This is a genomic window from Streptomyces diversicolor (assembly GCF_057537855.1).
Genome location: NZ_BAAJXA010000005.1, coordinates 129,163 through 154,376 on the forward strand (window position 1 = coordinate 129,163; position 25,214 = coordinate 154,376).

Here is a 25,214-nt window from a genome sequence, read left to right on the forward strand (position 1 = left end):
CGGGTTATCCGGCGAGCACCGCCTCGGCGTCCAGGGTGGTGCCCACCGCCTGGACCACCGCGGCGATCTTGAACGCTTCCTGGACGACCTCGCGGGTCACACCGGCCTTGCGCAGCACCTGCTCGTGCGAGTCCAGGCACATGCCGCAGCCGTTGATCGCGGACACCGCGAAGGACCACAGCTCGAAGTCGACCTTGTCGACCCCGGGGTTGCCGATGACGTTCATCCGCAGGCCCGCGCGCAGGGTGCCGTACTCATGGTCGGAGAGCAGATGGCGGGTGCGGTAGAAGACGTTGTTCATCGCCATCACGGCGGCGGCCGACTTGGCGGCCGTGTACGCCTCGGGCGAGAGGTTGGCCTTCGCCTCCGGCTCCAGCTCGCGCAGCACGATGGGGGAGCGTGCGGCGATCGCCGTCGCCAGCACCGTGCCCCACAACTGCTGGGCGGGCAGGTCGGAGTTGCCGATGACCGAGCCCAGGTTGAGCTTCAGGTCCTTCGCGTAGTCCGGTACCCGGGACTTGAGAGAGTCGAGGGACACGGACTCACTCTCCGGCGAGCAGCGCGACCGGGTCCAGCGTCTCGTCGCCCTTGGACCAGTTGCACGGGCACAGCTCGTCCGTCTGGAGGGCGTCCAGGACCCGCAGGACCTCCTTCGGGTTACGGCCGACCGAACCCGCGGTCACCATCGAGAACTGGATCTCGTTGTTCTGGTCGACGATGAAGACCGCGCGCTTGGCGAAGCCCTCCGCGTCCTCGATGCCGAGGTCGCGCATCAGCTCGTGCTTGGAGTCGGACATCATCGGGAACGGCAGGTCGCGCAGGTCGTCGTGGTCCTTGCGCCAGGCGTGGTGGACGAACTCCGAGTCGCCGGAGAAGCCGAGGACCTGCGCGTCGCGGTCGGCGAACTCCTCGTTCAGCTTGCCGAAGGCGGCGATCTCGGTCGGGCACACGAAGGTGAAGTCCTTGGGCCAGGCGAAGATCACCTTCCACTTGCCCTCGTAGGTCTTGTGGTTGATCTTCTCGAACTCCTTGCCCTTCTCCAGCGAGACGCAGGCTGTGAGGTCGAACTCGGGGAACTTGTCACCGACAGTGAGCACGCGCTCTCCTTGCAGCGAGGAAACGCCCCGGTCACAGGCGTTTCCCATGGGTTGGACGGTGCTGATGGTGGCACAGACGGCATTGATTCGGGAAATAGCTACACTCAGTCGTGTTGATCGGAGGTAGCTATCAGTGACCGCAGGTAAGCGGAGGCAGCCCAGCCTGTCCCAGTTGCGCGCCTTCGCCGCCGTCGCCGAGCACCTGCACTTCCGGGACGCCGCCGCCGCGATAGGCATGAGCCAGCCCGCGCTGTCCGGGGCCGTCGCCACGCTCGAAGAGACCCTGGGCGTCACTCTCCTGGAGCGTACGACCCGCAAGGTGCTGCTCTCGCCCGCCGGTGAGCGGCTGGCCGTTCGGGCGAAGGCGGTGCTCACCGAGGTCGCCGCGCTGCTGGAGGAGGCGGAGGCGGTGCGGGCGCCGTTCACCGGCGCGCTGCGGCTCGGGGTGATCCCGACCGTCGCCCCCTATCTGCTGCCGACCGTCCTCGGCCTTGTCCACGACCGGTATCCGGACCTCGACCTCCAGGTGCACGAGGAGCAGACCGCCAGCCTGGTCGACGGGCTGACCGGCGGCCGGCTCGACCTGCTGCTGCTCGCCGTCCCGCTCGGCGTCCCCAGCGTCACCGAACTGCCGCTCTTCGACGAGGACTTCGTGCTCGTCACACCCCCGGAGCACTGGCTCGGCGGCCGGGAGGGCATCCCCCGCGAAGCGCTCAGGGAGCTGAACCTGCTGCTCCTCGACGAGGGGCACTGCCTGCGCGACCAGGCCCTGGACATCTGCCGGGAGGCCGGCCGCGCGGACGCCCCGGTGGCGACCACCGCCGCGGGTCTTTCCACCCTCGTCCAGCTCGTGGCCGGCGGGCTCGGCTGCACCCTGCTGCCGCGCACCGCCGTCAAGGTCGAGACGAGCCGCAGCGCCCGGCTGCTGACCGGTTACTTCGCCGATCCCGCGCCGAGCCGCCGGGTCGCCCTCGCGATGCGCACCGGCGCGGCCCGCGGCGCCGAGTACCGCGAACTCGCGACCGCCCTGCGGGAGGCGCTGCGCCCGCTGCCCGTGCGGCTGCTCGCCCACGGCTGAGGGCCCCTTACGCGGAAGCCCTCCTTCCCGCGGAAGGGGCCCCGGTCCTGCGAGGCGCCCGCTACTCGGTGCGCAGCCCGTCGGGGCGCATCAGCCGCAGCAGCGGCGGCAGGCTGAGCAGGCTCACGCCGAGGACGACGGCGGCGCCGAAGCCGGTCAGCGACAGCACGCTCGCCCAGTCCACGCTCACCGCCGTGCCGGTCATCCGCAGCAGCACGGCGCCCAGGGTCAGGCCCACCACCATGGCCAGCAGCAGACCGAGCGCGATCGGCACCGCCGTCTGCCACAGCACCGACAGGCCCAGCGTGCGCCGCCGGGTGCCGAAGGCGACCAGGGACGACAGCAGCTTCCGGCGCTCGCGCAACTGCTCCAGCTGCGAGACCAGCAGGCTGGCCCCGATCAGCGCGAGCACACAGGCGGCGCCGGCGAACAGTCCGGTACGGATGGAGGTGAACCTCGCGGACTGCTCGGTGGCCGACCAGAGCATCGGGTCGATCCGCGGGTCGATCCGCGCGGCCGTGTTGCGGATGTACTCCTTGACGTCGGGCACGGACGCGTCGAAGGACAGATAGATCGTGCCGCCCATCACCCCGGCGGCCTTCCCGGGCAGCGCGCCAGGGGTCAGCAGGAAGCCGCTGGTGAAACCGCCGTTCGGAGAGTCGATCGCCCGCGCCTGCTTCAGGCCCGCCGGCACGGTCAGCGGGATGCCGCCGTCTCCCGGCCGGTTGCCGTACGAGTCGTCGATGTAGAGCTTCGTGCCCGGCTTGGCCAGCTTCGGGGTGTCCGTGTCCCATTCCTGGCCGCGCACGGCGAAGGCGTCGCCGTCCCGGCACGAGGGCAGTGACGCGACCTCGCGCAGCGCGGCGCAGTCGCCGACGGTCAGCCCGGCGGTGCGCTCCGGGTCCTTGCGCCACGATGTGTCGCTGACCGAGGAGTGGGCCAGCGCCGTCGTCCCGCGCACGCCCCGGGTCGCCGCCAACTGGTCGGCCGCCGCGGCCAGGTCGATGTCCCTCGCCACGTTCAGCTGCATCTGCGCCCGGGTGAGGTCGTTGCTCGACTGCTTGGTGTAGTCGTCGTCCACACCGGCGAACAGCATCTGCAGGGCGATGGCGCCGGCCACCGCCACGGCGATGCCGTTGACCATGCGGGCCGCGCTGCCGCTGCTCAACTGGAGTCGGCGGACGGCCAGTTGCCAGGCGACGGAACCGGCGCCGAGCCGGGCGACGACCGCTTCCACGATCCATGGCAGCAGCGCCGTGATGCCCACCAGCAGCAGTATGACCCCGCCGGTGACCAGGTACTGGTTGAAGTTCCCGTTGTCCCGGCCCTGGCCGATCATCGGATAGAGCAGCGCGAGGCCGCCCAGCGGCAGCAGCAGCCGCCACCACAGGCGCCGGCGCGCGGGCCGCGCCGTGCGGACCACGCCCAGCGGTTCGATCACCACACCGCGCAGGGCGAGCACGGTGACCAGGACCGCGGCGGCCGGGACCGCGAACGCGACGAGCGCGGCCAGCAGCGGCGAGGGGTTCAGATAGCTTGGGAACACGCTGATGCCGAGGATCTCGACCGAGCCCGCCACCTCCCGGCCGATCAGGAAGAAGACGGTGCCGAGGACGAGGCCGAACACCGCACCGGCCAGCGCCTCGCCCGCGGCGATCCGCCGGGTCATCCGGCTGTCGGAGCCCACCAGGCGCAGCGCGGCCAGCCTGCGGTCGCGCCGCTCGCCGCCGAACCGTACGGCCGCGGTGATGAACACGGCCACCGGCATCAGCAGCACCACGAAGACGACGAGGACGAGCAGGACCAGTACCGGATCGGCGGGCTGGTCCGTCGGGTTGGGGTCGCCGAACTCGGTGATGCGGCCCACCTGGGAGCCGTCGATCCGCTCGGCGAGCCCGTCGGCGCCCGCGTAGTAGGCGAGTTCGTGCGAGCCGATGAGCCCGCTCTCCCCGATGGTGCCGACGATCCGGTACGGCAGCCGCTCGCGCAGCAGCCGCGCGTCGTCGGAGGCGAGCAGGTCCCGCAGCGCGGGCGAGACGACCATGTCGCCCTTGGCCGGGTACCGGTCCAGTCCGGGCGCCAGCGGGGCCCGCGGCCCCTCCGGTTCCACCAGCCGGCCACGCACCATCTTGTCCCCGAACTCCGTGTCGACGTCGGCGATCAGCAGCGTGGCGTCGGAGCGGGGCCGTACGGTGGTGCCGTAGGTGTAGTCCGCGCGGGCCTCTTCGCGGTCGTGCCGCACCGACAGCGCGTTGGGCACCGCGGTCGTCAGCAGCAGCAGGGCCACGCCGAGCCCCACGCCGGCGGCCGTCAGCAACAGCCGTACCCAGCCCTCGCGTCCGCCGGTGACGGCGAAGCGGGCCCCGAGGGCCAGATCCCGCAGCCCGCCCCGGCGCCGCGGCACGGCGCCGCCGGGCGGCTGCTCCCGCCGGGCGCTCATACGACGCGCTCCATGTCCCGTGACTTCCCGTCCCGTACGACGACCTCGCGGTCCGAGTAGGCCGCCACCCGGGCCTCGTGGGTGACCAGGACGACGGCCGCGTTGGTGGACCTGGCCGCGTCCGTCAGCAGTTCCATCACCCGCTCGCCGTTGAGCGAGTCGAGCGCGCCGGTCGGCTCGTCGGCGAACAGCACGCGCGGTTCGGTGACCAGGGCCCGGGCCACGGCGACCCGCTGCCCCTGGCCGCCGGAGACCTCGCCGGGCCGCTTGCCCCGCAGGTCGTCGACCTCCAGCCGCTCCATCCAGCCGAGCGCGGCACGCTCGGCCTCCTTGCGGGACGTGCCGTTCAGCCGCAGCGGCAGGGCGACGTTCTCCACGCAGGTCAACTCCGGTACGAGCTGGCCGAACTGGAAGACGAACCCGAACTCGGAGCGGCGCAGCAGGCTGCGCTGGGCGTCGTTCATCGTCGCGAGTTCCCGGCCGGCGTAGGTGATCGAACCGGAGTCGGGCGGCACGATCCCGGCCAGGCAGTGCAGCAGCGTCGACTTGCCGGACCCGGAGGGGCCCATGACGGCGACGACCTCGCCGGGATGGATGGAGAACGAGGCGCCGTCCAGCGCGACGGTCGGCCCGTACGCCTTGCGCAGATCCTCGGCGGCCAGCAGGGAACCGGGGGGCGGGGTCATCGGGCCACCGCCTCTCGGAGCTTGCCGAGCCGCGCGGTGGTCAGTTCGAGCCAGCGCAGGTCGGCCTCCAGATGGAACAGCGCGTGGTCGCAGATCAACTGGTCGGCGAGGTCGCCCTTGCGCTTGCGGTCGGTCAGGATCCGCATGGTGCGCAGGTGCTCGGCGCGCTGGCTGTCGAGGATGACGGCGGCGTCGCGGTGCGTGAGCAGCGCGAGGACGACCTTGGTGTACAGGGTGGACTGAAGGTACTCCTCCGGCTTCTCGGGCGTCGCCAGCCACCGCTCCACGTCGGTGATCCCGGCGTCCGTGATGGCGTACCGCTTGCGTTCGGGCCCGCCGCCCGCCTCGATCCCGTCGACCTCCACGAACCCGTGCTTCAGCAGCCGGGACATCGTCGAGTAGACCTGGCCGTAGTGCAGCGGCCGATCGTGACCGAACTTCTCGTCGAAGGCCCGCTTCAGGTCGTAGCCGTGTCGGGGGCCGGACTCCAGGAGTCCCAGAAGGGTGTGACCGATGGACATGCCAGGAACTCTACACACCGTGTATACGTCGCGTGTATACGCGGAGTGCGGTGATCGTGGCCGGGCGTACGGATGCGCAGGTGGGAGCCGATTGTCACGGTTCCGATACATCCGATGCGGGAGGCCGGCCCCGCCGCGGCAGCGGCCCGGTCTCCTTGGGCAGCCGGCCCGCGTCCGCCAGCGCCCGCCGCAGCAGGAATTCGATCTGGGCGTTGGCGGAGCGCAGTTCGTCCCCGGCCCACCGGGCCAGCGCCTCGTAGACCTGCGGGTCGAGCCGCAGCAGCACCTGCTTGCGCTGCTGCGGCCGACGCCTCGGTGTCCCGGCGGAGTCCGTCACTGGTACAGGGTCCCGGTGTTCAGGACGGGCTGCGGCGCCCGGTCCCCGCACAGCACCACCATCAGGTTGGACACCATCGCCGCCTTCCGCTCGTCGTCCAGCTCCACGATGTCGCGCTCCGCGATCCGGGCGAGCGCCGCCTCCACCATGCCCACCGCCCCGTCGACGATCTGCCGCCGGGCCGCGACGACCGCGCCGGCCTGCTGCCGCTGGAGCATCGCCGAGGCGATCTCGGGGGCGTAGGCGAGATGCGTGAAGCGGGACTCGATGATCTGCACCCCGGCCGCCTCCACGCGCGCGTGCAGTTCCACCGCGAGCTTCTCGGTGATCTCCTCGGCGTTGCCGCGCAGCGAGAGGTCGTCCTCGTCGTGCGCGTCGTAGGGGTACTCGATGGCGATGTGCCGCACGGCCGTCTCGGTCTGCGTGGCGACGAACTCGACGTAGTCGTCGACCTCGAACACGGCCTGGGCGGTGTCCCGGACCTTCCAGACCACGACGGCGGCCAGTTCGATCGGGTTGCCGTAGGCGTCGTTCACCTTGAGGACCGCGGTCTCGTGGTTGCGGACGCGGGTCGAGATCTTCTTGCGCGAGGTGAAGGGGTTCACCCAGCGCAGCCCGTCCTGCCGGATCGTCCCCCGGTAGCGGCCGAAGAGCTGGACGACCCGGGCCTCGCCCGGCGCGACCATGTTCAGACCGCACGTCGACAGGAAGGCGCAGAGGGCCACCAGGACGCCGACGACTATCAGGGCCGCTCTCGCCCCGGCCCCCTCGACCGCGGTCGCGCTCGCGGCCATCGAGGCGCCGACCACCATGCCGACCAGGCCGAGCAGCAGGGCGAGCCCGCCGCCGATGCTGTGCGCCGGGACCTCCCGCACTCGTGGTGCGGGCATCTCCGGGATGTCGGCGGTGGCGGTCGTCTCACGTGCGGACATGGGTGTCCCCCCGTTCTTGTGGTGTCTGCTTGTCTACTAGCAAAGTGATAACACTTTACCCTCTCACGCAACCCTCCACGCCTCTGGGTCGTCGGACCCGGTGGGGCTGGTGCTGATTGTCACGTCCGCAAAAGAGCGGATCGAAGGCTCTTTGTCATAGAGACGGGTGTTAGCTTTCTGAGCTGACCGAGACCGAAGCGGAGCGAGCTGATCCATGGGACGAGCGGAAGAGAGACGAGCGCGACAACGCGGTGGCCACCGCGCAGCGCCCAGGCGCCGCTCGTCGCGAGCGGCCGGCCGGTCCGGCAAGAGCGGCATACGCAGGCTGTTCACCTGGAAGAAGATCCTCGGCACGTTCCTCGGGCTGTGCCTGCTCGGCATCGGCGCCTTCATCGTGCTGTACCTGATGGTGGACGTTCCCGCGGGCAACGCGGCGGCCCAGCGCCAGAGCAACGTCTACAAGTACAGCGACGGGACGATCCTGGCCCGCAAGGGCGAGGTCAACCGGGAGATCGTCGACCTGTCGAAGGTGCCGAAGAAGGTCCAGCTGACCTTCGTCGCGGCCGAGAACAAGACCTTCTACAAGGACTCCGGCGTCGACTTCAGGGGCACCGCCCGAGGTCTGCTCAACACCCTCTCCGGCAAGGGCATGCAGGGCGGCTCGACCATCACCCAGCAGTACGTCAAGAACTACTACCTCAACCAGGACCAGACCGTCACGCGCAAGCTGAAGGAACTGGTCATCTCCTTGAAGGTGGACCGCCAGAAGTCCAAGGACGACATCCTCGCGGGCTACATCAACACCAGCTACTACGGCCGTAACGCCTACGGCATCCAGGCCGCCGCCCAGGCCTACTACCGGGTCGACGCCCAGGACCTCACCATCGAGCAGGGCGCGTATCTGGCCGCGCTGCTCCAGGCGCCGAGCCAGTACGACTGGGCGGTCGCCTCGGAGACCGGTAAGAAGCTGGTGAAAGCTCGCTGGAACTACGTCCTGGACAACATGGTCGAGGAGGGCTGGCTCGGCAAGGGCGAGCGCGACGCCATGACGTTCCCCGAGCCGGAGAACCCCAGGGGCGCCCCCGGCCTCGACGGGCAGAAGGGCTATCTCGTCGACCTCGCCAACAAGCAGCTGGAGCAGCAGCTGATGGACCAGGAGGGGCTGACCCAGTCCCAGGCGGAGAGCGCGGTCGTCGACCAGGGCTGGACCATCACCCTGAACATCGACAAGAAGCGGCAGGCCGCGCTGGAGAAGGCGGTCAAGGCCGAGCTGACCGGGAAGCTCGACGCGAAGAAACGCAAGGTCGACGGGGACGTCCAGGCCGGTGCCGTGTCGGTCGACCCGAAGACCGGCGGGATCGTCGCGCTGTACGGCGGCAAGGACTACTACAAGCACTACCTCAGCAACGCCACCCGCCGCGACTACCAGCCCGCGTCCACGTTCAAGCCGGTGATCCTCGCCGCCGCGCTGGAGAACGACGCCAAGACGCAGGACGGCAAGCAGATCGACGCCGACACGGTCTACGACGGCACCAGCCGCCACCAGGTCACGGACAACGGCACCAAGGTCGGCTTCGCCCCGCCCAACGAGGACAACCAGGACTACGGCGACATCACGGTCCAGACGGCCATGAACAAGTCCGTGAACTCGGTCTTCGCGCAGATGGGCGTCGACGTGGGCATGGACAAGGTGATGAGCACCGCCAAGGACCTCGGCATGGACACCAAGGGCATGCAGGCGGTGCCCGCGCAGACGCTGGGCTCCATGGGCGCCAGCCCGCTGGAGATGGCCGGGATCTACGCCACCCTGAACAACCACGGCAAGAAGGTGACGCCGTCGATCGTCAAGTCGGCGGAGAAGCGGAACCGTACGGTCGAGATGCCCGACCCCGTCGGTGAACAGGTGATCAGCCGGACGGCCGCGGACACGGTGACCTCGGTGCTGACCGGTGTGGTCGACGACGGTACGGCCAAGAAGTCGGTGGCCGGCAACCCGCTGCGCAAGGGGCAGCAGGTGGCGGGCAAGACGGGTACCTCCGACGAGAACATCTCCGCCTGGTTCACCGGCTACACGCCCGATCTGGTCACCTCGGTCGGCCTGTTCGGCGAGGACGCCAAGACCGGCAAGCACACCACGCTGATGGGTGCGACCGGGCTGATACCGGGCAGCGGCCGCATCAACGGCGGTGGTTACCCGGCGGAGATCTGGGCGGCCTACACGTTCGGCGTCACGGAGAAGGCGAAGTTCGACCTGGACACCACGCAGGGCGCGGCCGTCAAGCCGACGGACACCCCGACCTACACCCCGCCGCCGTCCCAGACCCCGTCCCAGACCCCGACCACCACCCCCCCGACCTCAGAACCCCCCTCCCAAACCCCGTCCCAGACCCCCACGTCCCAGACCCCCACATCCCAACCCCCCACAACCACCGCCCCTCCCATCCCGTCACAAACAGCAACAGACCCAACCTCACAAGACCCCCAGAACCCAGCCATAGAGCAGTAACAGAACCGCGCCCCGCAAGGGGCGCGGTTCTGTACACGACACGCGGCTCCGCCCCGTCAGGGGCGCGGGGAACTGCGCGAGCAACCACGGCGAGGCCCGCACCTTTTGAACCGGCCGTGCCCCGTCAGGGGCGCGGGGAACTGCGCGACCAGCCACAACGGATCTGCAGTTGCCGATGCTGCTCAGCCCGAACGGCGCGACCGCAGGGAACCGCGCCACAACGAACCCGCAGTTCCCCGCCGGGCTCAGCCGACGCGGCGCACTCGGCGCACTCGGCGCAAGCCAAGCGCTTACCGCCCGTTGACCCCGTGGGCGATCCGGTCGCCGGTTTCCTTGTCGATGTTGCGCCAGTACTGCACCGCACGGTCCAGCACCGGCCGAGTGACCCCTTGCTTCAGATGACCGGTGACGTTGGAGACCAGCCGGTCCCGGGCCGCGTCGTCGAGGACGTTGCGGACCATCGTGCCGGGCTGCCCCCAGTCGTCGTCCTCGCGATGCAGCGCGTACGCCTCGCGTACCATCTCGCCCGCCGTCCGCCACCCGGCGATGTCACCGAACCGGGCGACGTCCGCGGCCGGCCCGCCGTACGAGTTCGGCGCGTACACCGCACCGGTGTCGGCGGCCTCGTACCGCATCGGTCCGTCCTTGGCGTACGAGTGGACCGGGGAGTGCGGCCGGTTCGGCGGCAACTGGGCGTAGTTGGGCCCGATCCGGTAGCGGTGCGTGTCCGGGTAGGAGAAGAGCCGGCCGAGCAGCATCTTGTCCGGCGACGGGCCGATGCCCGGCACCATGTTGGACGGCTCGAAGGCGGCCTGCTCGATGTGGACGAAGTAGTTGTCCGGGTTCCTGTTCAGCGTCATCCGGCCGACCTCGATCAGCGGATAGTCGCCGTGCGGCCACACCTTGGTCAGGTCGAACGGATTGAACCGGTAGTCCGGGGCGTCCTCGAACGGCATGACCTGCACATGCATGGTCCAGCTTGGCGCGTCGCCCGACGCGATCGAGTCGAACAGGTCCCGCCGGTGCACATCGCCGTCGGCGCCGGCCAGTTCGTCCGCCTCGGCCTGGGTGAGGAAGTCGATGCCCTGGTCGGTCTTGATGTGGTACTTGACCCAGAACCGTTCGCCGCCGCCGTTGACCCACATGTAGGTGTGCGAGGAGTACCCGTTCATGTGGCGGTATGTCTTCGGGACGCCGCGGTCGCCCATCAGCCACGTCACCATGTGCGCGGACTCGGGGGACAGCGTCCAGAAGTCCCACTGCATGTTGTTGTCGCGCAGCCCGCTGTCGGGCCGGCGTTTCTGGGAGCGGATGAAGTCCTGGAACTTCTGCGCGTCACGCACGAAGAAGACCGGCGTGTTGTTGCCGACCAGGTCGTAGTTGCCGTACTCCGTGTAGAACTTGAGCGCGAAGCCCCGCGGGTCGCGCCAGGTGTCGGGGGAGCCCTGCTCGCCCGCGACCGTCGAGAAGCGCGCCAGCATCTCCGTGCGCTTCCCCGGCTGGAACAGATCCGCCTTGGTGAACTGGCTGACGTCGTTGGTGACTTCGAAGACGCCGTAGGCCCCGGAGCCCTTGGCGTGGACCACCCGCTCGGGGACCCGTTCCCGGTTGAACTGGGCCATTTTCTCGATGAGGTAGTGGTCCTGGAGCAGGACAGGACCGTCGGATCCCACGGTGAGCGAATGTTCGTCGCTCTCCACGGGGATTCCGGCGTTGTTGGTGGTGTACGGAGTCTGCTGAGGTGTCTGCGTCACGAGCGTCCTCCCGTCGTGCATGGGGTTACGTCAGGTCGCTTCGCTCACCTCAGCCAGTCAACTCCGTCACCACGACATCGGCAACATTTGGACCGGGTCTAAGTCCGATTCAGTTCGAACCAGACCAGCTTTCCGGTGCTCAGCCGGGTCGCGCCCCAGCGCCGAGCCATCTTGTTCACCAGGTAGAGCCCGCGCCCGCCCTCGTCCGTGGCCCGGGCCTGCCGCAGCCGCGGCAGCTGCGGCACATCGTCGCCCACCTCGCAGCGCAGCACATCGGTGCGCAGCAGACGGAGCGTGACCGGGCGTGACGCATAGCGCACGGCATTGGTCACGACCTCGCTGACCAGCAGCTCGACCGAGTCCGTCAGCTCCTCAAGGCCCCAGCCGGCCAGCGCGTGCCGGGCGAGCCTGCGGGCCCGGCCGGGCGCGGCGTCCTCCGGTTCGAGGAACCAGTACGCGACATCGTTCGGGGCGATCCCGTCGAAGCGCGCGGCGAGCAGCGCGATGTCGTCGTCGCGGTCGCCAGGACCGAGCATGTCGAGCACTTCGTCGCACAGCGCCTCCAGCGGCGGCGCATGGTCGGGCCCGGTCAGCTGCGCGGTCGCGGCCAGCTTCTCCCGCAGCTGTTCTATGCCGGTCCACACGTCACGCAGCCGGGATTCCACCAGCCCGTCGGTGTAGAGCAGCAGCGTGGCCCCGGCGGGCGCCTCCAGTTCGACCGCCTCGAAGTCCACCCCGCCGACGCCGATGGGGGCGCCCGGCGGCACCCGCAGCACCTCGGCCCGCCCGCCCAGGTGCAGCAGGACCGGCGGCGGGTGGCCCGCGTTGGCGATGGTGATGCGGTGCGAGACCGGGTCGTAGACCGCGTACAGACAGGTGGCCATGCGGTCGGTGCCCAGACGCTGGGCCTGTTCGTCCAGGTGGTGCAGCACTTCCTGGGGTGGCAGGTCGAGTCCGGCGAGGGTCTGCGCGGTGGTGCGCAGCTGGCCCATGATGGCCGCGGACGTCATGGAGTGGCCCATGACATCGCCGACGACGAGGGCGACCCGGCTGCCGGGCAGCGGAATGGCGTCGTACCAGTCACCGCCGACGCGCGCCGTCTCGGCGGCGGGCAGGTAGCGGGAGGCGAGCCGGACACCGGTCGGGCGGGGCAGGGTCTCGGGCAGCATGGTCCGCTGCAACTCGTCGGCGATATATGCCTCGCGGCCGTACAGCACCGCCTTGTCGATGCCGAGGGCACTGTGGGTGGCCAGCTGCGCGGCGACCAGCAGATCGTCGGCCTCGAAGGCCGGGCGTTCCGGGCGGCGCAGGAAGAGGGCGGCCCCGATGACACGGCGGCGCCCGCGCAGCGGGGCGAGGATGGCGTGCCGGCCGCCCGGCACCACCGACTCGCCGCTCTCGCCAAGCAGTTCGGGCAGCGCCGCGCGGGCGCCGGGCGCGTCCGCGAACACCGGCCGGACACCGCGCAGCACCTCGTTGAGGGCGCCGCCCGGCCGCACCTCGCACAGTTCGGCGGTCAGCGCGGACAGACCCGACAGCTCGGGCGGCTCCGGTTCCGGCGGCACCGGCAGGAAACCGCCGTCGGTGTCACGTTCCTCCGGGATCCGGTCGGTGCGGCGCAGCCGCAGCACCACCGGTCCGGTGGGCCGCTCGTCACCCACCGGCAGCGGGTCGCGCAGATAGACGAGGATCGCGTCCGAGAAGGTCGGCACGGTCGCCCGGCACAGCCCCATCACGATCTCGTCCAGGTCGATGCCGCGGGCGATCCGCCGGGTCGCGGCGCCCACGAACCGCAACCGGTCCCCGTCCCGCCGCATCGGCAGGGGCCGTCCGGGCGGCAGTCCCCGTCCGGTACGCCGCTCCTGGCCGCCCGCCGCGCGCTCCTGATCGCCGCCCGGCTGGGGCGGGATGACATCGGGCGCCGGGGTGGGACGCGGCCGGTGCGGATCGCTCTCCGCGGCGGCGGGCTGTGCGTGCTCGGGGCCGTTGACGGGGGGCTCCTTCTCCTTGCCGCGGGGCGCGGCGGCACCCGGCGAGGAGGGCGTCTCGCCTGCGCGGGCCTGTACGGGTAGGGCGGCGGCGCCGCAGGACTTCGGGGAACGCGCGAGCGCCCCGCGGGGATCCGCGGGGTCGGCGCCCGGCTGGGCGCGCTCGTAGGAGGTGGGATGCTCCGTCACGCGTGTCGAATCCGTCCGTCCGGGGCTGCGCACAGCGCACGCAGTTCGTCCCGCAGAAGTCCCGATACCCGGAATATGTGCCCCAGGAACGGAATTCCCGCGTGGTCAGAGGTTGTTCCTGTGTCACCGGCGAACCGTTTCCGGTCCGCGCCGGTGGTGCCCTCGTACCCCTCGCTCACGTCCTGCCGCCCCTCGGTGACGTTGGGTCAGACTCGGCGTCCGTACCCGGAGTTGCTGCTGTGCGCCCTTGCGGAGGACGATCCTACGGTTGTGGCCCCGGGGCGCATCAAGAGTCTCATGAGGACATATGCGCGGGCGTACGGTCCCAGTCCTCAGGCAGCGACGGTACCGCCCAGGACGGATCCGGGCGCCAGCGCTGCCAGCCTTCCGAGAACGGCGGGCCCCACGCCTGGATCACCTCCACCGCCGACCGCCCCGCCCGCCGCACCCGCTCGGCCAGGTTCGGGTCCATCAGCCCGTCCCGCTGCGCCTGGGCGAACTCGTCCTCGTCGCGCCAGTGCCAACTGCGGTCCGGATGCACGGAGATGTCCAGGAAGTGGTCCTCGGAGTCGACCCCGGCGCCCCAACGCACCAGCGGCTCTTCGAGGTTGACGTACCAGTTCTTGAACCGCCAGCCCGGCTCCCAGAACAGCCACACCGACCAGGGCTCGCCCGGCCGGGCCAGCTTCAGCACACCCGTGCCGAACCAGCGGTCGCGCTGCACGGCACGGGGCTTGGTGTACCGGGACTCCAGCGGCTCGACATGCACGGGCGTGCCGTCGGCCAGCACCGGCTTCACACACTCGGTGCCGGGCGCCAGCCACACCGCGAGCAGTTCCGCGTCGTCCCTGACCACCGTGACGGGACGGGCGATGTGGACGTGCTCGCCGCCGTTCTCCCGGTACCGCCACAGGATGTGACTGCCCGGCGCCCAGAAACCCGCCGAACCGCTCGCTCCTCCGCCTGCCACGCCTCTCACCGCTCCGCCGTCTGCCATGCACAGATATTAGGTGCCCCAGGCATACGACGCTGCTCCGGGCGACACGGTTCGCGCATCCGAAACCTCCGGTTACGGACGAGTCATCCGCAGGACATCCAGCGCTTCGTCGAGCTGTTCGACCGTCAGATCGCCGCGCTCCACATACCCGCCCTCCAGGACGGCCTGACGGATCGTCTTCCGTTCGGCCAGGGCCCGCTTGGCCACCTTCGCGGCCTCCTCGTAGCCGATGTACCGGTTCAGCGGAGTGACCACGGAGGGTGACGACTCGGCGTACTCGCGGGCCCGGTCCCGGTCGGCCACGATGCCGTCGACCGTCCGGTCGGCGAGCAGCCGGGAGACGTTGGCGAGCAGCCGGACCGACTCCAGAACGTTCTTGGCGAGCACCGGCAGCATGACGTTCAGCTCGAAGTTCCCGGCGGCGCCGGCCGTGGCGATGGTCGTGTCGTTGCCGACGACCTGCGCGCAGACCATGAGAACGGCCTCCGGCACGACCGGGTTGACCTTGCCGGGCATGATCGAGGAACCCGGCTGGAGGTCGGGGAGCCGGATCTCGGCGAGCCCGGTCCGCGGTCCCGACGCCATCCAGCGCAGATCGTTCGCGATCTTCGTCAGGCCGACGGCGATGGTCCGCAGCTGCCCGCTGGCCTCCACGATGCCGTCCCGGGCGCCCTGCGCCTCGAAGTGGTCGCGGGCCTCGGTGAGCGGCAGCCCGGTGACCCGGGCGACCTCCTCGATGACGGCGGCGGAGAAGCCCGGCGGGGTGTTGATGCCGGTGCCGACGGCGGTGCCGCCCAGCGGCAGCTCCGCGAGCCGGGGCAGGGTGGCGCGCAGCCGCTCGACGCCGTACCGGACCTGCGCCGCGTACCCGCCGAACTCCTGACCCAGCGTCACCGGGGTGGCGTCCATCAGATGCGTCCGGCCCGACTTCACCACGTCGGCGAACTCCGCGGACTTGCGGGCCAGCGCGTCCGCGAGGTGCTCAAGGGCCGGGATCAGGTCGTGCGTGACGGCCGCGGTGGCCGCGATGTGGATGCTGGAGGGGAAGACGTCGTTGGACGACTGCGAGGCGTTGACGTGGTCGTTGGGATGCACGTCCCGGCCGAGCCGTTCGCTCGCCAGCGTGGCGATGACCTCGTTGGCGTTCATGTTGGACGACGTCCCGGACCCGGTCTGGAACACGTCGACCGGGAAGTGCCCGTCCCAGCTGCCCTCGGCCACCTCGCGGGCCGCGTCCTGGATCGCCCCGGCGATGTCCTTGTCGAGCACGCCCAGCTCGGCGTTCACCTTCGCCGCCGCCGCCTTGATCCGGGCAAGCGCCTCGATGTGGGCGCGCTCGATGCGCTGCCCGGACACCGGGAAGTTCTCCACGGCGCGCTGCGTCTGCGCCCGCCACTTCGCCCCCGCGGGAACCCGCACCTCCCCCATGGAGTCGTGCTCGATCCGGTACTCCTGCTCCTTGTCGGCCACTGCCGATCACCTCCGTCAGACACAGCACCCCCGACGCGACACCTGTTCCCACACCGAGGGGTGATCCGCGCGGGGTGGCTTCGCCCGGGCGAGGGTGCCGGCTGTCGAGGCGACGTCTTTCAGCGCGGGTGACGGTGGGACGGCCGAGGGGGCCAGGGTTGCGGACGGTCTCACACGCGGGTAATGGGCGGCCCGGACGGCACAGCTGCTGCGGGCTGGGGTGACGGTGGGACGGCGGAGTTGCCGAACGCCGACGGGCGCGGGCGCCTGGGGAGGGGCGGCCGGGCCGGACAGTACGCCCTGCCGGTCAGCGCGCGGCGGGGGCGGGATCCGGCCCCGCCGCGTGTCGAAGGCGCTACGTCAGTCCGGGTCCCCGTACCGGAATCGACGTGAACGTGGGCTGGGGCGCGGGATCCTGGAAGAAGTCGTTGCCCTTGTCGTCGACGACGATGAACGCCGGGAAGTCCTCGACCTCGATCTTCCAGACGGCCTCCATGCCCAGTTCCTCGTACTCGACGACCTCGACCTTCTTGATGCAGTCCTGGGCGAGCCGGGCCGCGGGACCGCCGATGGAGCCGAGGTAGAACCCGCCGTGCGTGCCGCACGCGTCCGTGACCTGCTTGCTGCGGTTGCCCTTGGCGAGCATCACCTTGGAGCCGCCCGCGGCCTGGAACTGCTCGACATAGGAATCCATGCGGCCGGCCGTGGTGGGGCCGAAGGAGCCGGACGCGTAGCCCTCCGGAGTCTTGGCCGGGCCCGCGTAGTACACCGGGTGGTCCTTCAGGTACTGCGGCATCTCCTCGCCCGCGTCCAGCCGCTCCTTGATCTTCGCGTGCGCGATGTCGCGGGCCACCACCAGCGGGCCGGTGAGGGACAGCCGGGTCTTGACGGGGTACTTGGTCAGCTCGGCGAGGATCGCGTCCATCGGCTGGTTGAGGTCGATCCTGACGACGTCGGAGGACTCGTCCAGGTGCTCGTCCGTCGTCTCCGGCAGGAAGCGCGCCGGGTCCGTCTCCAACTGCTCCAGGAAGACGCCCTCGGCGGTGATCTTGGCGAGCGCCTGGCGGTCGGCCGAGCAGGACACGGCGATGGCGACCGGGCAGGACGCCCCGTGCCGGGGCAGACGGACCACGCGGACGTCGTGGCAGAAGTACTTGCCGCCGAACTGCGCGCCGATGCCGATCCGCTGGGTCAGTTCGAAGACCTTCTGCTCCAGGTCCTTGTCCCGGAAGCCGTGCCCGAGCGGCGAGCCCTCGGCGGGCAGGTTGTCCAGGTAGTGCGCGGAGGCGTACTTCGCGGTCTTCAGCGCGTACTCCGCGCTGGTGCCGCCGACGACGATCGCCAGGTGGTACGGCGGGCAGGCGGCCGTACCCAGCGAACGGATCTTCTCCTCCAGGAACTTCATCATGGAGGCTTCGTTCAGGACGGCCTTCGTCTCCTGGTACAGGAACGACTTGTTGGCGCTGCCGCCGCCCTTCGCCATGAAGAGGAACTTGTAGGCGCCGCCGTCGGTGGCGTACAGCTCGATCTGCGCGGGGAGGTTGGAACCGGTGTTCTTCTCCTCCCACATGGTCAGCGGCGCCATCTGCGAGTACCGCAGGTTGAGCTTGGTGTAGGCGTCGTGGATGCCGTGCGAGAGGGCCTTCTCGTCCTCGCCCTCGGTGAGGACGTGCTGCCCGCGCTTGCCCATCACGATCGCCGTGCCGGTGTCCTGGCACATCGGGAGCACGCCCGCCGCCGCGATGTTCGCGTTCTTCAGCAGGTCAAGGGCGACGAACTTGTCGTTGGCCGACGCCTCCGGGTCGTCGATGATCCGGCGCAGCTGGGCGAGGTGGGCCGGGCGCAGATAGTGCTGGATGTCGTGGATGGCCTCCTCGGCCAGCTTGCGCAGTGCCTCCGGCGCGACCTTGAGGAACGTCCGCCCGTCGGCCTCGAAGGTGGAGACACCCTCGGAGGTCACCAGCCGGTACGGGGTGGTGTCCTCGCCCTGGGGGAGCAGATCGGTGTACGCGAACGCAGGGCGGGTTGGGGGGGAACTCTGTGGCATCTTCGCCCATTCCTCACTCGACAGGCAGCGTGTCCCGGCGACTCGCCTCCTCGGCGTGCTGGCCGCGGGGCGGTCGCCTGCGGCCCGCCGGCGTCGGCGGGCCTCCCCAGCGTAGAACCTGGCGGTGACGGCCAGACCGTGAGGTCGCGCTCAGCCCCCCACCCGGCCCGGGCCCGCTCACGCCCTCCACCCGCTCGCCTACGTCGCTGTCCCATCCCGCCCAGGTCCGGCCAGCCACGCCAGGACAGGTCACGCCTCGGCCCGGCCAGTCGTGCCCCGGTATCCGCGATCGCGCCTCCGTCCGCCAGGTCGCGCTTGGGTCCGGTCCGACACGCCTCGGTGCGACCGGGTGCGCCCGGTCCGATCACGCCCCGGTCCGGCCGGCCACGGCCCGGTGTCCGTGGTCGCGCATCCGTCCGGTTCGCCACGCGCGGGTCGTCCACACCCCTAGTCGCGATCTATCGCGTTTCGGTACGCTGCCGTCGTGGACCTTCAGAAGCACGCCCAGCGGCAGGACGCGGCACCGCGCGTCACCGAACTGCGCGCCTCGGACGCGGACCGGGACCGGATCGCCGACATCCTGCGCGACGCCCTCGCCGAGGGGCGCCTGACCGCCGACGAACACGCGGAGCGGGTGGAGGGGGTGCTGAACGCCAAGACGGTCGGCGAGCTGGAGGTCTTCATCCGCGACCTGCCCGCCGCCCACGGCCGCCCCGCCGCCTCGGCGTACGCGCCGCCCCGCCCGGCCCCCGGCGCGATACCGACGGAGGCGGACACCAACATCGTCGCGGTGTTCAGCAGCGCCGTGCGCAAGGGCCGCTGGCGCGCCGGGCGCCGGATGCACGCGTACTCGGTCTTCGGCAGCGTGGAGATCGACCTCAGCGAGGCGATCTTCGAGTACCAGCAGGTCGTCATCAAGGCGGTGTCGGTCTTCGGCGACGTCCAGATCCGTGTGCCGGAGAATGTGTCGCTGCGCGGCGCCGGCGGTGGCGTGCTCGGCAACTTCGAGGTGCACACGCTGGATTCGGCCGAGCCGGAGGCGCCCGTGGTCTATGTGGACGGGTGGGCCGTGCTGGGCAACGTCGAGGCCCGGCCGAAGCGGGGAAAACTCGTCGCGGACATCCTCGACCGCGTGCACCGCAGGGTCGACAGGACTGTGCGCAGGCATCTCGGGCACTGACGGCCACGCATCGGGCCGGATCCGGAACGGCGCGGTCCAGGGCCGCCCGGCGCGGGGGGTCGTGAACCGGCCGCCGCGCTGCCGCGGATCGGGACGCAGTGCATAGGCGCGCGCACAGCGGGTAGGGCTTGCTGCATCGTCTCTCGCTCGCGAAGCCGTCGTCAGGAGTAGACCGTGCTGCAACCGCCGCATTCGTCCCTGCAGGTAGCTGCCGTTCCGGCCCAGCGGGTGCCAGCGCGAGAGCGGGACCAGGACGCCCCCTGGCACACCGAGGCGGTGTGCCGACGGGACGAGGCCGGTCTGTTCTTCGCCCCTTCGAAGGAGCCCACCGCCGCCCGGCTGTCCCGCGAGGAGGCGGCCAAGCGGGTCTGCGCGCGCTGTCCGGTGATGGTCGAGTGCCGCGAACACGCGCTGCTCCAGCCCGAGCCGTACGGCGTGTGGGGCGGCCTCACCGCCGCTGAACGCCGCGTGGTGCTGGCCCGGCGCCGACGCCGCGACATGGAACTGAAGAAGGCGGCCCGAGCGGCAGGCCGCATAGCGGCAGCAGGCTGACCCACCCAGCTCCGCTGAGCCGACCTCGGCCGCGAGCCCGAGCTAGGCCCGGGCCCGAGCCCGAGCTAGGCCCGAGCTAGGCCCGGGCTGGGCTCGGACCCGGCTCCGAGCCCCCGCCCGAACCCAAGCTGTGGCCGGGCCCGCCTCGGCGTGCGCTCGGCGCGCTCCGAACCCCCTGACCAGCGCGCAGGCCAGGGTTCAAGGCACACGGCGCCGGCGCATGGATCCGAAGCGGCACGACGGCTCGGGCGAGGCTCACCGCCCCGACGCCACGGTGGGGGCCCCGGCGGGGGCCTCAGCGCGTCCAACGCCGACGGCGCGGACTCGGGGCGGCGCGCTGCTCAGGCGCATTGCGCGCCGTAACCGCGCCCGAGGTCGTCGCGCTGCTGCGGGTCTGCGTCGTGGCCCGGGGCGCCCTGAGTCCCGGCCGGGTCCGCGCGCCGCTCTGAGCCCGGGTCGCCGCGCGCCCTGAAACCCGCCCCGAGCCCTCGCCGTGGCGCCGAACCCGCCCCGAGCCCACGCTGTGGGGCCGAACCCGCCCCAGCCCTCGCCGTGGCGCCGAGCGCCGTGCGCATCGGCCGGAGCGTCAGGCTGCCACCTGCCCGCGTCGTGGTCGCGGCTCGGGCCGTCGCCGCCGTCGGCGGGCGCCCCCTCCGCACCGGGGGCGCCCGCCGACGCGCGCTACTTCGCCCGGTCGAAGTCGATCGCGCTGTAGGCGCGCAGCTTGCTCAGGCGGTGTTCGGAGTCGATCCGGCGGACCGTGCCGGACCGCGAGCGCATCACGATCGAGTCGGTCGTGGCGGTCTCGGACCGATACCGCACCCCGCGCAGCAGTTCGCCGTCCGTGATGCCGGTGGCGACGAAGAAGACGTTCTCGCCGGTGACCAGGTCCTCCGTGGTGAGCACGCGGTCCAGGTCATGCCCCGCGTCCAGCGCCCGCTGCCGTTCCTCGTCGTCCTTCGGCCACAGCTTGCCCTGGATGGTGCCGCCCAGGCACTTCACGGCGCACGCCGAGATGATGCCCTCGGGGGTGCCGCCCACGCCGAGCAGCAGATCGATGCCGGTGCCCTCGCGCAGGGCCAGGATCGAGCCGGCCACATCGCCGTCGGAGATCAGCTTGATGCGCGCGCCGGTCTCCCGGACCTCCTTGATGACGCCTTCGTGCCGCGGCCGGTCGAGGATGACGACCGTGACGTCCTCGGGCGTGGACCGCTTCGCCTTGGCGACCCGGCGGATGTTCACCGACACGGGCGCGTCGATGTCGACGAAGTCCGCCGCCTCCGGTCCCGTGACCAGTTTGTCCATGTAGAAGACGGCGGACGGGTCGAACATGGAGCCGCGCTCGGCCGCCGCGAGGACCGCGATCGCGTTCGGCATGCCCTTGGCGGTCAGTGTCGTGCCGTCGATCGGGTCGACCGCGATGTCGCACTCGGGCCCGGTGCCGTCGCCGACACGCTCCCCGTTGAAGAGCATCGGGGCCTCGTCCTTCTCGCCCTCGCCGATGACGACCACGCCGTTCATCGAGACGGTCGAGACGAGGGTGCGCATGGCGCGGACCGCGGCACCGTCGGCGCCGTTCTTGTCACCGCGCCCGACCCAGCGGCCGGCGGCCATCGCCGCGGCCTCGGTCACCCGAACGAGTTCCAGGGCCAGGTTCCGGTCGGGAGCCTCGGAGGGGACGTCGAGTTCGGACGGCAAATGATGATGCTCGGTCATCGGAGCGCACCTTTCTGATACGACGACGGCCGGATGAGGGTGTTCGTCCCGACTCTACCGTCAGGGGTACGGAATGAGCAGGGGCCCCCACGGATGAGCGGGCCGGGCACCTGCGACGATAGGGGCGTGGCAGGTTCGAACGGCAAGCAGAAAACAGTCCGGGACATGATCCTCTCCCTGGGCCTGATCGGGATGGCGGCGGCCGTCATCTACATCTTCATCCCGCACGACGACCACGCTCCCGACATCGAGCGGGTCGACTACCGCGTGGAACTGCTCACGGCGCAGCGCGCCGCGTCCTACCCGGTCGCCGCGCCCGAGGGCCTGCCGGACTCCTGGAAGGCGACCTCGGTCCGCTTCCAGGGGGCGAACTCCGAACGCTGGCACCTGGGCTTCCAGGACCCCGACGGACAGTACGTACAGATCGAGCAGTCCACTCAGAAGCGCGCCGAGTTCATCGACCAGGCCAGCCAGGGCGCGCGGGCCACCGACATCACCGAGAAGATCGGCGACCGCACCTGGAAGCGCTACAGCGGCGGCCGCTACGACGCCCTCGTGCTGGAGGACACGCCCGGCTCGACCACGGTGGTCGCGGGCACGGCGTCGTTCGAGCAGCTGGCGAAGATGGCGGAGTCGCTGAAGCTGTCCTGACCCGCGGACCGCGCACACGCGCGCGGCTACCGGCCACCGCCGCGAACATCTCGTCCGGTCGACCCGTCCCCGCGTACCCACTGACGCCTGGACCCGCACCGCGCGCGCAGAGCCGCACCGAGCCAGTCCGTCACCGGCAAGCGCAGCCCGCACACGCACGGAGCCGGCGCCGCGCGTCATCGGTGCCTCGGTCCGTCGTACGGCGGGTGCGGCATTCGCTGTGGCTGGGCGGCGCCCAAGGGGGTGCCTCGATTTGCCGTGCGGCGGGTGCGGCAGCGTTGCGGCTGGGCGCGCAGTTCCCAGCGCCCCCGGAGCGCCCCTCGGCGCCCGCTACTCGTCGGCCTTCCCCGAGCCCTCCGCGTCCGCTGCTGCCTCCGCTCCCTCCTCCTCGGCCAGGGCCGCGTCCAGCCGCGCCCGCGCGCCCTCCAGCCAGCGCCGGCACACCTTGGCCAGCTCCTCGCCGCGCTCCCAGAGGGCCAGGGACTCCTCCAGGCTCGTCCCGCCCGCCTCAAGGCGCCGTACGACCTCGATCAGCTCGTCCCGCGCCTGCTCGTAGGAGAGCGTTTCTTCCACCTTGCCGGTCATCCGTTCACCCTAAGCGTCGACTCGTACCGTGAACTCGCCCTCGGCGACCCGCGCCCGCAGTGCCTCGGCCGCCGTCACCTCCGCCGGGTCCCGGACCACGTGCCCGTCGGCCCGCTGCAGCACCGCGTACCCGCGTTTCAGCGTCGCCGCGGGGGAGAGTGCCACCACGCGTGCGTGCGTGTGCGCCAGCTCGGAGTCCGCGCGGTCGAGGAGATGACCCAGGGTGCGCCGGCCGCGGTCGGCCAGCGAGGCGACATGGTCCGCGCGCTCGTCGATCATCCGGTGCGGGTCCTCCATCGAGGGCCGGGCCAGCGCATGCGCGAGCCCCCGCTCCTCGCGCTCCACCAGCGCCTCGGCGCACCGTCGCGCCCGGCCCCGCAGCATCCGCACCCGCTCCAGCTCCTCGCCCACGTCCGGTACGACCTTCTTCGCCGCGTCCGTCGGGGTGGAGGCGCGCAGGTCGGCCACGAAGTCCAGGAGCGGATGGTCCGGCTCGTGGCCGATCGCGGACACCACGGGCGTACGACACGCGGCGACCGCGCGGACGAGTTGTTCGTCGGAGAACGGCAGCAGGTCCTCCACGCTGCCGCCACCCCGGGCGACGATGATCACGTCCACGGCGTCGGTCTCGTCCAGCTCCTTGACCGCCTGCACGACCTGGGGCACCGCGTGCACGCCCTGCACGGGCACGTTGCGCACCTCGAAGCGCACGGCGGGCCAGCGGTGCCGCGCGTTCTCCAGCACGTCCCGCTCCGCGGCCGAGGCGCGACCGCACACGAGGCCGATCAGCTGCGGCAGGAAGGGCAGCGGGCGCTTGCGCTCCGGCGCGAACAGCCCCTCCGCGGCCAGGGCCTTCTTCAGCTGCTCCAGCCGGGCCAGCAGCTCGCCGACCCCCACGGGCCGTATCTCGGCGGCGCGCAGCGACAGCTGCCCCCGCGGCGCGTACCACTCCGGTTTGGCGTGCACGACGACGCGGGCGCCCTCACCGACGACATCGGCGACCGCGTCGAACACCTGCCGGTAGCAGGTCACGCTCACCGAGATGTCGTACGACGGGTCGCGCAGCGTCAGGAAGACGACGCCCGCGCCCGGCCGCCGCGACAACTGCGTGATCTGCCCCTCGACCCACACCGCCCCGAGCCGGTCGATCCATCTCCCGATGAGCCGCGACACCTCGCCGACGGGCAGCGGCGTCTCCGCGGATGTGTTCACAGCCATGCCGCGAGACTAACGGGCCCCTCCGACAATCCCGCGTCCCCGCTGCGCGGCCGGCACCGCGAGACCCGCCGCAGGCCACACCGCGCAGCCGCCGTGCCGGTCATCACCACCTCCGCGCGTCGAGTCGCCCCCCGCCCCTTCCGGCACCCCGGTCCGTCGCCCAGTCTTCCCGTGAACGGTACGCGAACGCGATCTCCTCTCCCCCGGAGGCGGCCTTACGATGGGAGCCATGACTGCCCTGCCTGGCCGCCGTGTCCTGCTCGCCGCCCCCCGGGGCTACTGCGCGGGCGTGGACCGCGCCGTGATCGCCGTCGAGAAGGCCCTGGAGCAGTACGGGGCCCCCATCTATGTCCGGCACGAGATCGTTCACAACAAGTACGTCGTCCAGACCCTGGAGAAGAAGGGCGCCGTCTTCGTCGAACGCACCGAGGAGGTGCCGCCGGGCAGCATCGTGATGTTCTCGGCGCACGGCGTGGCCCCCGTCGTCCACGAGGAGGCCGAGCGCGGCCGGCTCGCCACCATCGACGCGACCTGCCCGCTGGTCACCAAGGTCCACAAGGAAGCCGTCCGGTTCGCCAAGGAGGACTACGACATCCTCCTGATCGGTCACGAGGGCCACGAGGAGGTCATCGGCACCTCCGGAGAGGCCCCGGACCACATCCAGCTCGTCGACGGCCCCGAGGACGTCGCCAACGTCGAGGTCCGCGACCCGTCCAAGGTGGTCTGGCTGTCCCAGACCACGCTCTCCGTGGACGAGACCATGGAGACCGTGGACGCGCTCAAGGAGAAGTTCCCGCAGCTGCTCTCCCCGCCCAGCGACGACATCTGCTACGCCACGCAGAACCGCCAGCTCGCCGTGAAGCAGATGGGCGAGGAGGCCGACCTGGTCATCGTGGTCGGCTCCCGCAACTCCTCCAACTCCAAGCGGCTCGTGGAGGTCGCCAAGCTGGCCGGCGCGCGCGCCGCGTATCTGGTGGACTTCGCCGCCGAGATCGACGAGTCCTGGCTGGAGGGCGTGACCACGGTCGGCGTGACCTCCGGCGCCTCCGTCCCGGAGGTCCTGGTCGAGCAGGTCCTGGACTGGCTCGCCGAGCGCGGCTACGCGGACGTCGAGATCGTCAAGGCCGCCGAGGAGTCCATCACGTTCTCGCTCCCCAAGGAGCTGCGCCGCGATCTGCGCGAGGAGGCGGCCGCCCTGGTCGCCGCGCGCGGCGGTTCGGGTACGGCGGACGTGTGAGCGGGGCACAGCCCGGCGCGTGACTGTCAGTCG

21 protein-coding genes are annotated in these 25,214 nt (G+C 71.0%); 6 read left to right on the forward strand and 15 right to left on the reverse strand.

Annotated features, from left to right (window positions below; translation table 11 throughout):
- Positions 1–4: 4 nt before the first annotated feature.
- Together AC27LF_RS07660 and AC27LF_RS07665 are read right to left on the reverse strand one after the other, a co-directional pair.
- On the reverse strand, positions 5–538 hold the full coding sequence (locus tag AC27LF_RS07660) for an alkyl hydroperoxide reductase (protein ID WP_479656364.1): 534 nt from the start codon (positions 536–538) through the stop codon (positions 5–7).
- Positions 539–542: 4 nt separating this feature from the next.
- Positions 543–1,097, reverse strand: a complete 555-nt coding sequence (locus tag AC27LF_RS07665; RefSeq protein WP_479656363.1) for a peroxiredoxin — start codon at positions 1,095–1,097, stop codon at positions 543–545.
- Between the two features lie 133 nt (positions 1,098–1,230).
- Between AC27LF_RS07665 and AC27LF_RS07670 the strand changes: the two genes are divergently transcribed.
- On the forward strand, positions 1,231–2,175 hold the full coding sequence (locus AC27LF_RS07670; RefSeq protein ID WP_479656362.1) for a LysR substrate-binding domain-containing protein: 945 nt from the start codon (positions 1,231–1,233) through the stop codon (positions 2,173–2,175).
- Positions 2,176–2,236: 61 nt separating this feature from the next.
- Here the strand turns inward: AC27LF_RS07670 and AC27LF_RS07675 are convergent, their stop codons facing one another.
- From AC27LF_RS07675 to AC27LF_RS07695, 5 genes are all read right to left on the reverse strand, one after another.
- Positions 2,237–4,615, reverse strand: a complete 2,379-nt coding sequence (locus AC27LF_RS07675; RefSeq protein ID WP_479656361.1) for an ABC transporter permease — start codon at positions 4,613–4,615, stop codon at positions 2,237–2,239.
- A complete protein-coding gene (locus AC27LF_RS07680; RefSeq protein ID WP_479656360.1) occupies positions 4,612–5,301 on the reverse strand; it encodes an ABC transporter ATP-binding protein in 690 nt (229 codons plus the stop codon). Before AC27LF_RS07680 ends, AC27LF_RS07675 begins: the two co-directional genes overlap by 4 nt.
- Positions 5,298–5,822, reverse strand: a complete 525-nt coding sequence (locus AC27LF_RS07685; protein ID WP_479656359.1) for a PadR family transcriptional regulator — start codon at positions 5,820–5,822, stop codon at positions 5,298–5,300. The genes AC27LF_RS07680 and AC27LF_RS07685 overlap by 4 nt, the downstream gene beginning before the upstream one ends.
- A gap of 94 nt (positions 5,823–5,916) precedes the next feature.
- Entirely contained in the window at positions 5,917–6,159 is a 243-nt protein-coding gene (locus tag AC27LF_RS07690) for a type II toxin-antitoxin system antitoxin (protein WP_479656358.1), read from the reverse strand.
- Positions 6,156–7,091, reverse strand: a complete 936-nt coding sequence (locus AC27LF_RS07695; protein ID WP_479656357.1) for an SPFH domain-containing protein — start codon at positions 7,089–7,091, stop codon at positions 6,156–6,158. Before AC27LF_RS07695 ends, AC27LF_RS07690 begins: the two co-directional genes overlap by 4 nt.
- A 214-nt stretch (positions 7,092–7,305) precedes the next feature.
- Between AC27LF_RS07695 and AC27LF_RS07700 the strand changes: the two genes are divergently transcribed.
- A complete protein-coding gene (locus AC27LF_RS07700; protein ID WP_479656356.1) occupies positions 7,306–9,597 on the forward strand; it encodes a transglycosylase domain-containing protein in 2,292 nt (763 codons plus the stop codon).
- A 290-nt stretch (positions 9,598–9,887) separates the two neighbouring features.
- On the opposite strand, the gene AC27LF_RS07705 is transcribed toward AC27LF_RS07700, so the two are convergent.
- The 5 genes from AC27LF_RS07705 to AC27LF_RS07725 form a co-directional block, all read right to left on the reverse strand.
- Entirely contained in the window at positions 9,888–11,372 is a 1,485-nt protein-coding gene (locus AC27LF_RS07705) for a catalase (RefSeq protein WP_479656355.1), read from the reverse strand.
- A 77-nt stretch (positions 11,373–11,449) separates the two neighbouring features.
- Positions 11,450–13,528: a SpoIIE family protein phosphatase gene (locus AC27LF_RS07710; RefSeq protein WP_479656354.1), complete on the reverse strand. Its 2,079-nt coding sequence runs from the start codon at positions 13,526–13,528 to the stop codon at positions 11,450–11,452.
- A gap of 295 nt (positions 13,529–13,823) precedes the next feature.
- On the reverse strand, positions 13,824–14,525 hold the full coding sequence (gene fomD / locus AC27LF_RS07715) for a cytidylyl-2-hydroxypropylphosphonate hydrolase (protein ID WP_479656353.1): 702 nt from the start codon (positions 14,523–14,525) through the stop codon (positions 13,824–13,826).
- Positions 14,526–14,597: 72 nt separating this feature from the next.
- A complete protein-coding gene (locus AC27LF_RS07720) occupies positions 14,598–15,995 on the reverse strand; it encodes a class II fumarate hydratase (RefSeq protein ID WP_479656352.1) in 1,398 nt (465 codons plus the stop codon).
- Between the two features lie 355 nt (positions 15,996–16,350).
- Positions 16,351–18,042: a fumarate hydratase gene (locus AC27LF_RS07725; protein ID WP_479656351.1), complete on the reverse strand. Its 1,692-nt coding sequence runs from the start codon at positions 18,040–18,042 to the stop codon at positions 16,351–16,353.
- A gap of 484 nt (positions 18,043–18,526) precedes the next feature.
- On the opposite strand from AC27LF_RS07725, the gene AC27LF_RS07730 reads away from it, so the two are divergent.
- Together AC27LF_RS07730 and AC27LF_RS07735 are read left to right on the forward strand one after the other, a co-directional pair.
- On the forward strand, positions 18,527–19,222 hold the full coding sequence (locus tag AC27LF_RS07730; RefSeq protein WP_479656350.1) for a DUF1707 SHOCT-like domain-containing protein: 696 nt from the start codon (positions 18,527–18,529) through the stop codon (positions 19,220–19,222).
- A gap of 174 nt (positions 19,223–19,396) precedes the next feature.
- Positions 19,397–19,774: a WhiB family transcriptional regulator gene (locus tag AC27LF_RS07735; protein ID WP_388703485.1), complete on the forward strand. Its 378-nt coding sequence runs from the start codon at positions 19,397–19,399 to the stop codon at positions 19,772–19,774.
- 681 nt (positions 19,775–20,455) lie between these two features.
- On the opposite strand, the gene glpX is transcribed toward AC27LF_RS07735, so the two are convergent.
- Entirely contained in the window at positions 20,456–21,490 is a 1,035-nt protein-coding gene (gene glpX / locus AC27LF_RS07740; RefSeq protein WP_479656349.1) for a class II fructose-bisphosphatase, read from the reverse strand.
- Between the two features lie 126 nt (positions 21,491–21,616).
- On the opposite strand from glpX, the gene AC27LF_RS07745 reads away from it, so the two are divergent.
- Positions 21,617–22,141, forward strand: coding sequence for a DUF4245 domain-containing protein (locus tag AC27LF_RS07745; protein WP_479656348.1), 525 nt, complete (start codon positions 21,617–21,619; stop codon positions 22,139–22,141).
- 330 nt (positions 22,142–22,471) lie between these two features.
- Here the strand turns inward: AC27LF_RS07745 and AC27LF_RS07750 are convergent, their stop codons facing one another.
- Together AC27LF_RS07750 and xseA are read right to left on the reverse strand one after the other, a co-directional pair.
- Positions 22,472–22,726, reverse strand: a complete 255-nt coding sequence (locus AC27LF_RS07750) for an exodeoxyribonuclease VII small subunit (protein ID WP_479656347.1) — start codon at positions 22,724–22,726, stop codon at positions 22,472–22,474.
- Positions 22,727–22,735: 9 nt separating this feature from the next.
- Entirely contained in the window at positions 22,736–23,944 is a 1,209-nt protein-coding gene (xseA, locus tag AC27LF_RS07755) for an exodeoxyribonuclease VII large subunit (protein ID WP_479656346.1), read from the reverse strand.
- Between the two features lie 220 nt (positions 23,945–24,164).
- On the opposite strand from xseA, the gene AC27LF_RS07760 reads away from it, so the two are divergent.
- On the forward strand, positions 24,165–25,181 hold the full coding sequence (locus tag AC27LF_RS07760) for a 4-hydroxy-3-methylbut-2-enyl diphosphate reductase (protein WP_479656345.1): 1,017 nt from the start codon (positions 24,165–24,167) through the stop codon (positions 25,179–25,181).
- The last annotated feature ends 33 nt before the right edge of the window (positions 25,182–25,214 follow it).

What these genes read in the sequence shown, in the direction of transcription:
- fomD (WP_479656353.1), bottom strand. Translation starts at nt 14,525, where the DNA reads ATGGCAGACGGCGGAGCGGTGAGAGGCGTGGCAGGCGGAGGAGCGAGC.
- AC27LF_RS07750 (WP_479656347.1), bottom strand. Translation starts at nt 22,726, where the DNA reads ATGACCGGCAAGGTGGAAGAAACGCTCTCCTACGAGCAGGCGCGGGAC.
- AC27LF_RS07760 (WP_479656345.1), top strand. Translation starts at nt 24,165, where the DNA reads ATGGGAGCCATGACTGCCCTGCCTGGCCGCCGTGTCCTGCTCGCCGCC.
- AC27LF_RS07675 (WP_479656361.1), bottom strand. Translation starts at nt 4,615, where the DNA reads ATGAGCGCCCGGCGGGAGCAGCCGCCCGGCGGCGCCGTGCCGCGGCGC.
- AC27LF_RS07685 (WP_479656359.1), bottom strand. Translation starts at nt 5,822, where the DNA reads ATGTCCATCGGTCACACCCTTCTGGGACTCCTGGAGTCCGGCCCCCGA.
- AC27LF_RS07700 (WP_479656356.1), top strand. Translation starts at nt 7,306, where the DNA reads ATGGGACGAGCGGAAGAGAGACGAGCGCGACAACGCGGTGGCCACCGC.
- glpX (WP_479656349.1), bottom strand. Translation starts at nt 21,490, where the DNA reads ATGACCGAGCATCATCATTTGCCGTCCGAACTCGACGTCCCCTCCGAG.
- xseA (WP_479656346.1), bottom strand. Translation starts at nt 23,944, where the DNA reads ATGGCTGTGAACACATCCGCGGAGACGCCGCTGCCCGTCGGCGAGGTG.
- AC27LF_RS07705 (WP_479656355.1), bottom strand. Translation starts at nt 11,372, where the DNA reads ATGCACGACGGGAGGACGCTCGTGACGCAGACACCTCAGCAGACTCCG.
- AC27LF_RS07680 (WP_479656360.1), bottom strand. Translation starts at nt 5,301, where the DNA reads ATGACCCCGCCCCCCGGTTCCCTGCTGGCCGCCGAGGATCTGCGCAAG.
- AC27LF_RS07725 (WP_479656351.1), bottom strand. Translation starts at nt 18,042, where the DNA reads ATGCCACAGAGTTCCCCCCCAACCCGCCCTGCGTTCGCGTACACCGAT.
- AC27LF_RS07695 (WP_479656357.1), bottom strand. Translation starts at nt 7,091, where the DNA reads ATGTCCGCACGTGAGACGACCGCCACCGCCGACATCCCGGAGATGCCC.